Source organism: Cobetia sp. PDI-12MA (assembly GCF_059507695.1).
Window position 1 is genome coordinate 3,684,771 of record NZ_CM183351.1, and the last position, 12,836, is coordinate 3,697,606.

Annotated in this window: 8 protein-coding genes and 1 rRNA gene; 7 read left to right on the plus strand and 2 right to left on the minus strand. The window is 63.4% G+C overall.

The annotated features are described in order from the left end of the window. Positions 1 to 143: 143 nt before the first annotated feature. The 5 genes from AC5WNI_RS15555 to AC5WNI_RS15575 all read left to right on the plus strand — a co-directional run bounded on the left by AC5WNI_RS15555 (position 144) and on the right by AC5WNI_RS15575 (position 6,858). Positions 144 to 1,790 carry a peptide ABC transporter substrate-binding protein gene (locus AC5WNI_RS15555; RefSeq protein ID WP_254627088.1) on the plus strand — a complete coding sequence of 549 codons (1,647 nt, stop codon included), beginning with the start codon at positions 144 to 146 and terminating at the stop codon, positions 1,788 to 1,790. A gap of 59 nt (positions 1,791 to 1,849) precedes the next feature. Continuing rightward, positions 1,850 to 2,776 carry an oligopeptide ABC transporter permease OppB gene (gene oppB / locus AC5WNI_RS15560; RefSeq protein WP_043337152.1) on the plus strand — a complete coding sequence of 309 codons (927 nt, stop codon included), beginning with the start codon at positions 1,850 to 1,852 and terminating at the stop codon, positions 2,774 to 2,776. Positions 2,777 to 2,790: 14 nt separating this feature from the next. Beyond that, positions 2,791 to 3,714 carry an ABC transporter permease gene (locus AC5WNI_RS15565; protein ID WP_175089707.1) on the plus strand — a complete coding sequence of 308 codons (924 nt, stop codon included), beginning with the start codon at positions 2,791 to 2,793 and terminating at the stop codon, positions 3,712 to 3,714. Between the two features lie 147 nt (positions 3,715 to 3,861). Beyond that, the gene (locus AC5WNI_RS15570; RefSeq protein ID WP_487886291.1) at positions 3,862 to 5,457 is read left to right on the plus strand and encodes an ABC transporter ATP-binding protein; all 1,596 of its coding nucleotides are present in this window, start codon (positions 3,862 to 3,864) and stop codon (positions 5,455 to 5,457) included. Positions 5,458 to 5,775: 318 nt separating this feature from the next. After that, positions 5,776 to 6,858 carry a porin gene (locus AC5WNI_RS15575; RefSeq protein WP_175089709.1) on the plus strand — a complete coding sequence of 361 codons (1,083 nt, stop codon included), beginning with the start codon at positions 5,776 to 5,778 and terminating at the stop codon, positions 6,856 to 6,858. Positions 6,859 to 7,027: 169 nt separating this feature from the next. On the opposite strand, the gene AC5WNI_RS15580 is transcribed toward AC5WNI_RS15575, so the two are convergent. Then, positions 7,028 to 8,281: an OmpP1/FadL family transporter gene (locus tag AC5WNI_RS15580; RefSeq protein WP_254627089.1), complete on the minus strand. Its 1,254-nt coding sequence runs from the start codon at positions 8,279 to 8,281 to the stop codon at positions 7,028 to 7,030. Positions 8,282 to 8,724: 443 nt separating this feature from the next. On the opposite strand from AC5WNI_RS15580, the gene AC5WNI_RS15585 reads away from it, so the two are divergent. Continuing rightward, positions 8,725 to 9,180 (plus strand): MerR family DNA-binding protein, encoded by a 456-nt coding sequence (locus AC5WNI_RS15585; protein WP_175089711.1) that lies wholly within the window; start codon positions 8,725 to 8,727, stop codon positions 9,178 to 9,180. Positions 9,181 to 9,437: 257 nt separating this feature from the next. After that, positions 9,438 to 11,987, plus strand: coding sequence for a heavy metal translocating P-type ATPase (locus AC5WNI_RS15590; RefSeq protein ID WP_439648328.1), 2,550 nt, complete (start codon positions 9,438 to 9,440; stop codon positions 11,985 to 11,987). A 645-nt stretch (positions 11,988 to 12,632) separates the two neighbouring features. Here AC5WNI_RS15590 and rrf read toward each other — a convergent pair. Further along, positions 12,633 to 12,748, minus strand: a 5S ribosomal RNA gene (gene rrf / locus AC5WNI_RS15595). Between the last annotated feature and the right edge of the window lie 88 nt (positions 12,749 to 12,836).

Consider the following 12,836-nt stretch of genomic DNA (forward strand, 5'->3'; position numbering starts at 1 on the left):
CCTGTGAGCCTCTGACCTGGCTCGCGGTTCTCTAGATCGTCATGGGTCCACGCTCGTGTCCGGCAGGGCAGGAGCGTGGCATCTGCCAAGGATGGCACCAGAAGATGACGTCGCGCCCCACGGGCGTGACAAGGAGTTCATGCATGTCCCCCACCTCACCGATGCAATGCGCGGCAAGCCTCAGCGCAGGCCTGCTGCTGTCCGTTCTTTCTCTCTCCATCGGCGCTTCCGGCAGCGCCATGGCCGCACAATCCACAAGCCCTGCAAGCCAAGGCGAACAGATCCTGCGTATCGCCAATGGCGCCGAGCCGGCGTCGCTGGACCCGCAGCAGACCAGCGGCACCTGGGAGACACGCATCACGCGTGATCTGTTCGAGCCGCTGATCGCCTACTCCGCCGACGGCGAGCTGATTCCCGGGCTGGCAGAGCGCTGGGAGTCGTCCGCCGATGGGCTGAGCTGGACCTTTCATCTGCGCGAGGGGCTCGAGTGGTCAGACGGCACGCCGTTGACCGCCCAGGATGCCGTCTTCGCGCTGCGCCGCCTGCTGACACCCGCCACCGCGGCCCACAACGCCACGCTCTACTACCCGATCGTCAATGCTCGCGCGGTGAATACCGGCGCGCTGGCACCGGAGCAACTCGGCGTGACCGCGCCCGATGCGCAGACGCTCACCATCACGCTCAGTCATCCCTCGGCGACGCTGGCGCAGACGCTGGCGATGAGCGAAGCCGCCCCGCTGCCACGCCATGTGATCGCGGCCAAGGGCGCTGACTGGACGCGGCCGGCCAACATGGTCACCTCGGGTGCCTTCGTGCTCAACGAATGGGCGCCACAGTCGCATATCACACTGTCACCCAATGCTCGCTATCACGCGGCAGACACGGTCGCGCTCGATGAGGTGGTCTACCTGCCCATCGAGGAGAGTCATGCCGCGCTCAATCGCTTTCGCGCCGGCGAAGTCGAGATCGCCTACGGCGTGCCCGCCAGCCACTACGCCTGGATTCAGGACAATCTGGCCGCTGCCCTGCACACCTACCCGATCCTCGGCGAGTACTTCTATGTCTTCAATCTGCGCGAGGGCTCACCCGTGGCCGACCAGCGCATTCGTCGCGCGCTGAATCTGGCCACGCGCCGTGAGGTGATTACCGAGCGCATTCTCGGCATGGGCCAGATTCCCTCCTGGCACTTCGTGCCGAAGGCATTGAGTGAACATCAGGGCGCGCGCTTCGACTTCGCTGACTGGTTGATGGACCGGAGGATGGCGAAGGCGCGTGAGCTGATGGCCGACGCGGGCTACGGCCCGGAAACCCCGCTTGAGCTGACCCTGCGCTACAACACCCTGGAAGACCACAAGAAGATCGCCGTGGCCCTCGGGGCGATGTGGAAACCGCTGGGCGTGAAGGTGACGCTGACCAACACCGAGGCCGCGGTGCATTACCGCGATCTGGCGCTGGGCGATTTCGAAGTCGGGCGTTACGGCATGATCGCCACCATCGCCGATGCATACGACTTCCTGAACTCCTTCAGCAGCGACAACACCTCCAACGCGCCCGGGCTCAGCTCGCCGACCTACGATGCGCTGATCGAGACGGCGGCGCGTGAAGGAGACACTGGCACCCGCCAGCGCCAGCTCCATGACGCCGAGCAGTATCTGCTCGACCACGATGTGGTGCTGCCGCTCTACGACTATGTCACCTCCAGTCTTGTCGACCCCGCCATCAGCGGCTGGGCGCCCAATGCGCTGGACGTGCACCCGAGTCGCTATCTGCAGATCGATACCTCGCGCTGACAGACGACAGTCACCAATAACAACGACACACCCGGGCAGCGGCTCGGACGGAGCACTGGATGCTGAGCTACACCCTCAAACGGTTGCTGCAGGCGATTCCCACCCTGCTGATCGTGATCACCCTATCGTTCTTCCTGATGCGGGTCGCTCCGGGCGGCCCCTTCGATGGCGAGCGCCGTCTCCCCCCGGAAATCGAGCAGAACCTGCGCGCGGCCTATCACCTGGATGAGCCATTGCCGATGCAGTATCTGCGCTATCTGGGTGATCTGGTGCAGGGCGATCTCGGCCCGTCCTTCAAGTACAAGGACTTCGATGTCAGCGAGCTGATCAGCCAGGGCTTCCCGGCCAGCCTGGAACTGGGCATGTGGGCGATTCTGGCCGCGCTGCTGATCGGGGTGCCGCTGGGGGTGATCGCGGCCATCCGGCGCAACTCGACGGCAGATTATGTGGTGATGAGTACTGCGCTGGCGGGGATCGCGGTGCCCAACTTCGTGATCGCCCCGCTGCTGGCGCTGGTGTTCGGCGTGCTGCTTGGCTGGCTGCCGGCCGGCGGCTGGAACGGCGGCGCCTGGCAGAACCTGCTGCTGCCGGTGGTGGCGCTCTCCATCCAGCAGATCGCCTACATCGCCCGCATGATGCGCGCCAGCATGATCGAGGTGCTCGGCAGCCACTACATCCGCACCGCCCGCGCCAAGGGCCTGAGCGAGTGGAAGGTGATTCTGCGCCATGCATTGCGACCGGCGATGCTGCCGGTGGTCTCGTACCTCGGCCCGGCCATCGCCGGCATCATCACCGGCTCGGTGGTGATCGAGCAGATCTTCGGCATTCCCGGCATCGGGCGCTATTTCGTGCAGGGTGCGCTCAATCGTGACTACACCCTGGTGATGGGCACGGTGGTCTTCTATGGCGCCTTGATCCTGCTGCTCAACCTGATCGTCGATCTGCTCTACAGCATGCTCGACCCGCAGATCCGCTACGACGACTGACCCGAGGCCCTGACATGTCACAGACAACTCCCGCCCCCCACGGCACCGGCGGTGCCAGTGCCTTCGACGGCCAGCCCCCTGCCGCGCCGGCAGGCGACAGCCTGACCCGCGACGCCTGGCGTCGCCTCAAGCAGAATCGCGCCGCCATGTGCAGCCTGGTGGTGATGGCCATCATCGTGCTGGCCTGCCTGATCGGCCCGTGGCTGACGCCCTTCGAACTCGATGAAGTCGACTGGAACGCCATCGGCACCGGCCCGGACCTGGCCTCCGGCCACGTCTTCGGCACCGACGTCAACGGCCGCGACCTGCTGACCCGCACCCTGCATGGCGGCCAGATCTCGCTGTCGGTGGCGCTGGTCGCCACCTTCGTCAGTCTGGTGATCGGCGTGCTCTACGGCGCCGTCTCCGGCTACTTCGGCGGACGCACCGACAACCTGATGATGCGCTTCGTCGACATCATGTATTCGCTGCCATTCATGTTCCTGGTGATCCTGCTGATGGTGGTGTTCGGTCGCAACATCTTCCTGATCTACGCCGCCATCGGTGCGGTGGAGTGGCTGGACATGTCGCGTATCGTGCGCGGCCAGGTGCTGGCGCTCAAGAAGCGCGAATTCGTCGAGGCGGCGCATGCGCTGGGGGTGCGCGACCTGCAGGTGGTCACCCGCCACCTGATCCCCAATGCGCTGGGCCCGGTGATCGTCTACGTCACGCTGACGGTGCCCAAGGTAATCCTGCTGGAAAGCTTCCTGTCGTTCCTCGGTCTCGGCGTGCAGGAACCGCTGACCTCGTGGGGCGTGTTGATCTCCGAAGGCAAGGACATGATGGAGACCGCGCCCTGGATGCTGCTGGTGCCCTCGGCCTTCCTCGCCGCGACCCTGTTCTGCCTCAACTTCCTCGGCGATGGGCTGCGTGATGCCCTCGACCCCAAGACTCGCTGAACCGGAGCGCTGATCATGACTTCTTCACCCTCTACCTCCGGCACCTCCTCCAGCCTGCCGCCAGCACGCAACGCCGCCGACCAGGCGCGCGCCGACACCCTGACTCGCCTGGGCCTGGCCGCCGAGGCGCCGGGCACGCCGCCGCTGATGGAGGTCGATGATCTCAAGGTCGACTTCCAGCTGCCGGACGGCGCGGTACCCGCCGTCAAGGGCGTCAGCTTCACCCTCAACAAGGGCGAGACGCTGGCGCTGGTCGGCGAGTCCGGCTCCGGCAAGTCGGTCACGTCCACCGCCATCCTGCGCCTGCTGCCGGAACTCGCCGAGATAAAGGGCGCCATCCGCCTGCGCGGCGAAGACCTGCTGAGTGCCTCGACGCGGCGTATGCGCGAGCTGCGCGGCAACCGCATCGCCACCGTCTTCCAGGAGCCGATGACCTCGCTCAATCCGCTGCACCGCATCGGACGCCAGATCATCGAGGTACTGGCGCTGCATCGTGACCTCAAGGGTCGCGCGGCTCGCCACAAGGCGCTGGAACTGCTTGAGCAGGTCGGCATTCCGGAGCCGGCGCGACGTATCGACAGCTATCCCCACGAGCTGTCCGGTGGCCAGCGTCAGCGCGTGATGATCGCCATCGCGCTGGCCTGCGAGCCGGACCTGCTGATCGCCGATGAACCGACTACCGCACTGGATGTCACGGTGCAGGCGCAGATCCTGCGGCTGCTCAAGTCGCTGCAGCAGCGCTACGGCATGGCGATCCTGTTCATCACCCACGACCTGAGCATCGTGCGCCACTTCGCGGACCGCGTCTGCGTGATGCGTCACGGCGAGCTGTTGGAAACCGGCGCCACCCACGACGTCTTCGAGCGCCCGCAGCACGCCTACACCCGCATGTTGATCGATGCCGAACCGGCCGGCGAGAAGGCCCCGGTGGCCGCGGATGCACCAGTGCTGCTGTCGGCGCGCGATGTGCGTGTCAGCTTCACCATCAAGCGTCCGCTGCTCGGCCCCAAGGTCGCCTTCGAGGCGGTGCGCGGCATCGATCTCGAGGTGCGACGCGGGCAGACCATCGGCATCGTCGGCGAGTCCGGCTCCGGCAAGTCGACGCTGGGTCGTGCCCTGCTGCGCCTGCTCAAGAGCCAGGGCAACATCGACTTCGATGGTGTGGACATCGCCGCGCTGGACAAGCCCGGCATGCGGCCGCTGCGCTCGCGCATGCAGGTCGTCTTCCAGGACCCCTTCGGCTCCCTGTCGCCGCGCCTGACCGTGGGCGAGATCATCAGCGAAGGCCTGCGTGTGCATCATCCCGAGCTCAATCGCGCCCAACGCGATGCGCGGGTCTGCGAAGCCCTGAGCGAGGTCAGCCTCGACCCCGGCATGCGCAATCGCTATCCGCATGAGTTCTCCGGCGGTCAGCGCCAACGCATCGCCATCGCGCGCGCCCTGGTGCTCAAGCCGGAATTCCTGCTGCTGGACGAGCCGACCTCGGCGCTGGACCGCTCGGTACAGGTCACGGTGATCGACCTGCTGCGCGACCTGCAGGCGCGTCATGGCCTGACCTATCTGTTCATCAGCCATGACCTGGCGGTCGTGCGTGCGTTGTCAGACCACCTCATCGTGATGAAGGAAGGCGAGGTAGTGGAAAGCGGCAGTACCCACGCCATCTTCGAGGCGCCCCGGGAGCGTTATACGCGTGAATTGATGCAGGCCGCCTTCGCCCCGGACCTGGGCCAGGCGCACCACTGACACCCTGAAAAGACGACATGCCTGATGGGCGCTGCGGCGCCCATCAAGACCCCACTTTGCCTGGGAAAAGGCGCAGGGCCTCATTACTGCCTGCCTGAAGGGTGGCGATGAGCGCCCGGCCTCGCCCCGGGCAAGGGCAGCCGGGTGCTTGCACCCGACCGAGGCCGGAGCAGGACGCTCCGGCATGACCCACGCCGATGGAAAGACATGCACAGGATGACGATGCAACCTACAACAACAGCCAGCATCCCCCTTCACACTCACTCACGACTGCGTCACGCGATTGGCGCAGCCCTGCTCGGCACGGGACTGCTGAGCATGAGCCCCATGGCCCAGGCCATCGAGGTCTACAAGACGGATACCGACCGCGTCGAGTTCAGTGGCCGCCTGGCGGCGTTTGCGGTGATCCAGGATGGCGCACACGACGAGATCTACAACGGCGGCTCACGGGTGCGCCTGATCCACGAGCATCAGTTCGAGCAGGGCTGGAGCTCCATCATCCGCGCCGAATGGGGCTTCGATCCCTGGTTCAAGGACGGCACCGATGCTCACTACAAGCGCATGCTCTACGCCGGAGCGGCCCACGAGAAATGGGGCAGCTTCACGGTCGGCAAGCAGTATGGCCCCTGGTACGACATGGTGGCCGTCAACACCGACTGGTTCTGGATCAATGGTGGCGAGGCGTCAGGGACATTCGAAGGCCGCAGCGGTGATGGTGGCCTGCATGGCACGGGGCGGCCGGACAACTCGCTGTACTGGAAGAAAGGCTTCGACGACGTCACTGTCGGCCTGCTCTACCAGCTCGGCCATGACGGCCAGCACAGCAACGAGACCTCACTCTTCGAGGATGGCGTCTTCACCACCGAGACCGAGTACTCGGGGTATGAGCGTGACTACAGCTATGAAGCCGCGCTCAACTGGCACCCGAACGAGGACTTCACGGTAGGCGGGGTCTTCCACCATACGGAGATGAGCGACTACGAGAGCGGCAACAGCGAGAACGGCGATATCGATGCCTGGCTGCTCGGTGGTCACTGGTCGCCGGGCAACTGGTACATCGCCCTCGTCGGCGGGGAATATCGCAATCACATCGCCGGCAGCACCCTGGACTCCTCGGAAAGCTTCGTCGACAAGGCGCGCGGCGCGGAATTCGTGGTCAACTACAAGTTCAAGGAGGTCATCTGGGGTGATGACAGTGTCGAGCTCTATGGCGGCCTGAACCACCTGGAAGACGCCGACAGCGAAGCACGCTACGCCTATCAGATTCTGGGCGCAGCCTGGCGGGTCAAGGACCTGACGCTGGCCACCGAGTATCGCTTCGACAACAGCCGCCAGTCAGACGGAAGCGAGTACAGCGCCGACCGCGACCAGTTGATGTTCCTGGCGCGTTACGACTTCTGATCGTCATGTCAGGCGCTGGTGACGGTTCGCCAATGCTCGCGCTGAGGCGATAGTTCCGCCCTTGCCTGATGAACCCGGCAGGACGACAAGAAAACGCCCGGTCATATGACCGGGCGTTCTTTGTATCGATTGTCCCGAAATCAGCTCAGCGTTTCAGCCGCTTACGTACTCAGAAGCGATAGGTCGCGCCGAGACCGAAGCCATGCGCTTCATTCTCATAATCGGCTTCATAGGTACCACGGTTGGGCTCGCTCAGGCTGACGGTGGCCGTCTCTTCCCACAGGTAGGTGTAGGCCATGTCGATGGTCAGCTCCGGCATCGGCGTCCAGCCGGCCCCCAGCGAGAAGATGGTGCGATCCCCGGACGGGATACGCGCGCTGCGATGCTCATCCACGGTCGGGCTGTCATCGAAGGCCATGCCGGTGCGCAGCACCCACTGCGGATTGAGCTGATAGCTCAGACCCACCGCGTACTGCCAGCTGTCCTCGTAGCCCTGCTCCTCGACGATGTCGCTCATGTTGTCGACTTCCACCGCGATCTCGTCAAAGCGGCTCCAGTGCACCCAGGTCACGCCTGCCATCAGCGTCCAGCGATCATCCAGCTTGTGCGTCACGGAGAAGTCGATGCTTTCCGGCAGGGTCACATCCAGCGACGCATCCTGCTCGGTATTAACGAAGCCCGTGCCAGTGAAGACATTGTTGTACTTGGCCTCGCCTTCCAGGCTGTAATCCACCTTGGAGCGATAGGACAGACCGAGGCGGGTACTTTCCACCGGCTGGAAGATGACCCCGACGTTGTAGCCCCAGGCGGCATCGTCGCCCTTGATCTTGACCTTGCCATCGCCTGCGCCGACATCGAGAGTATTCGACGTCAGCTCACCCTTGATGCTGTTGTAGGTCACACCGGCACCGATGGCCCACTTGTCATTGATGCGGTAGGAGATGGTCGGCTGGGCGGTGACCACCTCGACTTCACTGTAATTGGCGAAATAACGGCCGCGGAAATCAGAACCATAATCGGTGATCACGCCAAAGGGTGCGTAGACCCCGAAGCCCAGTGCTACCCGATCATTCATCGGCTGCACGTAATAGAAGGAAGGCACTGCCGCCCCCGGCACCATGTCGCCGTCATCTCCGCCAGAGACTGGCCGACCGAGTGCATCATTCGCGCTGGCGACATCAATATCGGTATTGACGTCAAGATAGGTCACACCGCCGGTGATCTGGGCACGATCCAGGAAGGACATGCCGGCGGGGTTGCCGAACACGGTGGAGGCATCATTGGCATTCGAGGCGCGCCCGGCGAAGGAGGTGCCCTGGGTACTGACACTCTGCTCGTTCAGCTGGAAGGCCCCCGCGTGAACGCCACCGGCATAAGCCGTGGCTACCGTTGCCAGAGCGACCCCGAGGGTGAGTTTGTTCATCTTGTTTTTCATTATGGATGGCGTCCCATTGCAGGTGGCTGGAGAGCCGCATGTTGTTGTTATCATTCGTTGATGCATAGCTCTGTCATCTACGTTTTGGGCGAGTCGTGCGTTCAAGTCAAGGGCGAACGTTTGTTTGAATAGGGAGATTTCTAGTATTCAGGGAACTTTCATTCATGTCTGCACTGTCACGTGCTGCTAAGCCCATGACCTGACGACGATTTCGTGCCTTGTCGCCAGCGTTTAAAACACGACAGCCCCCTCTTCTCCCCCCTCTAGCCTATTGGTCGAACATCAGATTTTTCGTATGTATCGGCTCGCTTGACCTATGTGCAACACATAAGTCTTACACTGATGATCAGTCACGGAACATTGGCTGCCGACAGACCTACAGGGCAGCCGAATGCTCTCTCCGCCACTCTCGATCACCAGGAGATGATGCAATGAAAGTCGCCGAACTGGCCCGCGCGGGGGGCGTCACCGCCGAAACCGTTCGCCATTACACGCGCCAGGGGCTGATCACGGCCCGACGTGATCCCGTCAACAACTATCAGCGCTTTGATGAGCAGGCGCTGGTACGACTCAAATTCATCAGTCAGGCACGCCAGCTGGGCTTCAGCCTTGCCGACATCAAACAGATTCTCGAGCAGGCGGATCAGCACGACTCGCCGTGCCCACTGGTTCGTGACCTGCTGCGGCAGCACCTGCCGAAAGTGCGCGAGCGAATTCGTGAGCTGGAAGCCCTGGCAGGGCGCATGGAGCATGCGCTGGATTGCTGGCAGGACCTGCCGGATGGCGTGCCGGACGGCAACAGCGTGTGCTGTCTGATCGAAGGCTTTCCGCAGGACATGCCCGACACCGCTTCCACTTCTCAACATCGCGACGGGGGGCAGTCATGATGACCCCGTCACTTCCCGAGACGCGACTTATGCAGGCACCAGGCATCCATTGTCAGGGCTGTGTCAGCAGGATTCGTCGTGCCTTGCAGGCGCAGGACCCGCAGGCCGAGTTGCTCGGCGCGCCTGACGCGGAGCTGTTGCTGATGCACAGCCAGCTATCATCCACGGCACTGCAGGAAGTCGCGGAAGACTGCGGCTACCCCCTCAAGGAGAAAGCCCTGCCGGAACGCGCCCATCATGATCTGTCGGTGTACGGCATGCACTGCCAGAAGTGCGTCGCCAGATTGCGCGAGGCCATCCAGCACTGGGATGACACCGCGCAAGTCAGTGGCACGCCGAAAGAAGACACTCTCGACGTGGTCGCCTGTCTGCCGCGCGGGCTGCTCGAGAGCATCATTCTCGAGACGGGCTATTCGCTTGAGGCCCCCGCCGAGGTGGATGAAGCTCAAGTCGCGCCGGCTGCTGATACCCCGGCCGTTGCAAACAAGGCAGCGACTGCGAGCCAGCCAGCCGATAGCGCAAGCACCGAGTTCTCACTGTCCGGCGTCACCTGTGCCAGCTGCGTGGCGACGATCCAGAAGGCACTGGATGGCCTGGATGGAGTTGAGCAGGCGCAGGTCAACTTCGCCTCACGCACCGCCCAGGTCACGAGCCGCCTCGCTCCCGACGAGATCGTCTCTGCCATCGAAGGTATCGGCTACGGGGCAAGCCTGGTGGAAGACGCGCAGGCCGGTGAGCAGCAACAGCAGGAAGACGCCGATCAGGAATATCGCTCTCGTGTCCGCGACAGCGTGCTGTCGCTGGGCATCGGTATCCCCCTGATGATCAGCATGTTCTTCCATCACCCCGGATTCGAGGGGCTCGAGCGCGGGGTGTGGCTGGCGATCGGCGTCGCCGTGCTAGGCGTGCTCGCCACGGCAGGACGCAGCTTCTTCACCAGCGCCTGGAAGGCCTTCACGCACCATCAGGCCAACATGGACACGCTGGTGGCGCTCGGTACCGGAGCGGCATGGATCTACTCCATGGGCGTGCTGCTGTTTCCCGACAGCGTGCCCCCGGCGGCGCGCGGACTCTACTTTGAAGCCTCGACCATGATCATCGGCTTGATCAGCCTGGGGCAGGCGCTGGAAGTCCGCGCCCGGGGCCGTACTCAGCAGGCGCTGCGCGCGCTACTTGATCTGCAGACTCGCACTGCCCGCGTGATCCGCGACGGTGAAGAGCACGAGGTCGATATCAACGAGGTCCGCAGCGGGGACCAGGTGCGCATTCGCCCCGGTGAGCGCATTCCGGTGGACGGCAGGGTCATCGAGGGCCAGAGCCATATCGATGAATCGATGCTCAGCGGTGAACCGCTGCCCGTGTCACGCGGTATCGGCGATGAAGTAGCCGCCGGCACGCTCAATACGCGTGGCAGCCTGGTCTTCGAGGTCGAGCGCGTCGGTAGCGAGACGCGCCTGGGACGCATCATCAGCCAGGTGCGTCAGGCGCAGAATTCGCGCCCGCCGATTGGCCGGCTGGCTGACACCATCTCCGGCGTGTTCGTGCCCAGCGTGATGATCATCGCCATCGTCGCGGCGCTGGTGTGGTTCAACTTCGGGCCTGCGCCGACCGGCGTCCATATGTTGGTGGTCGCGACGGCGGTACTCGTCATCGCTTGCCCGTGTGCACTGGGTCTGGCGACGCCGATCTCGACCATGATCGGGGTCGGCAAGGCAGCGGAGCATGGCGTGCTGGTACGCAGCGGTGAGGCACTGCAGACCGCCAGTCGCTTGACTGCGCTGGTGGTCGACAAGACCGGCACCCTGACGCGCGGCAAGCCGGAAGTCACCGAGGTCTCGCTCCTCGAAGGGGAAGACGAGGAAGCCGTGCTGGATGCAGCATATGCACTGGAGCGGGGCTCCGAGCACCCGCTGGCCGCGGCGCTGCTGGCACATATCGAAGCCAGACGCCCCGATGCCTCGCGCAGCAAGGCCTTCCATGACTACCAGACCATCAGCGGGCGCGGCATTCAGGCCCAGGACGATACAGGTCGCACCTGGCGCATGGGCAACGCTGCCATGCTGGAAGAGGCAGGCATCAGCCTTGCTCCTCTCAGCGAGCAGATCACGGCGCTGGAAGACAATGCGCGCACCTTGATCCTGATGGCTCGCGACGATGAATTGCTCGCCGTCTTCGGGCTGGCCGACCCGCTGCGTGACGATAGTCGCGATGCCATTGCTCGCCTGCATGCCATCGGCCTCAAGGTGATCATGCTGACCGGTGACAACCCTCACACGGCAGCGGCCGTGGCGCGCGAGACAGGTATCGATGATTACCGTGCTGGCGTCTCACCGGATGACAAGCATGATGAGATCGCGCGGCTGCAGCAGGAAGGTCATGTGGTGGGCATGGTCGGCGATGGCATCAATGATGCGCCGGCGCTGGCGCTGGCCGATGTCGGCTTCGCGATGGGCGAAGGTACTGACGTTGCCATCGAGACCGCCGGTATCACGTTGATGCATCCGTCGCTGGGCGGGGTCGCGGATGCGATCGCGATCAGCCAGGCCACCCTGCGCAACATCAAGCAGAACCTGGTGGGTGCCTTCGGCTACAACCTGATCGGCATCCCGATTGCCGCGGGCATCCTCTACCCCTTCACGGGCATGTTGCTGTCGCCGGTCATCGCGGGGCTGGCCATGTCCTTGTCATCGGTCACCGTCGTGACCAATGCCAATCGTCTGCGTCGATATACGCCCCCGAGCGCAGCTGGATCCGCAACGGGTAGCCCCGAGAATACCGCCACCACCTCACAAGGAGCGTCAGCATGATCTGCATGGCCATCAATCTGCTAGGACTCGGCCTGATTGCCGCCATTGTCTGGTGGTTCTGGCTCGCCAAGTCATGAAACACACTCCCAGCCTTGCTCTGTAGTCCTGCAGTTGCGCAAGGCGATCGCACAAAGGCAATCGCACAAGATTATCACCTCCAAGCCCTGTCACACGCTGTGTGGCAGGGCTTTTTTCGTGACCTCTTCCTGCCTAAAAGAGCACCAGACGGCTCTCGCAAGACTCGCAACGAGAGTGCTCATGGCATGCCGCCCGGCAACTCCGAGGCCTGGGCCCCCGGCAGCACACTGGAGGGAAAATAGCTGTCGCGAGTTCGTATGGATAGCTCCTGCACTGCCGAGTCTTGAGTTTTCCACAGCCGCTTTGCTCTACTTTACCCCGCGTGCCTCTTATTTATCCCGCTTGATCAAGGTGCCGTTAATGCAAAAACGCCCCTGCCACATCAGTGACAGGGGCGCTTCCTTTGGCCTTCTTTCTGCACAGCGGATCTGCTGACGTCTCTATGCATGCCTTTCCACACATGTCGCACATGGCTTCTCCCACGCATGACCTTCGCGCCTATGATTTTTCCTTAGCACAAAGAGAACCGCCCCTGCAGCAAGGCTACAGGGGCGGTTCAGTATAAGTGCCTGACGATGACCTACTCTCACATGGAGAAACTCCACACTACCATCGGCGCTAAGCGGTTTCACTTCCGAGTTCGGCATGGGATCGGGTGGTTCACGCTCGCTATGGTCGTCAGGCGAAACGGTGGCATCTTGCGATGCCTGAGTCTCGAGGCTTGTGGCCTCGGGACTCGCAATATGAATCATGCTGACCGATATGTCGTCG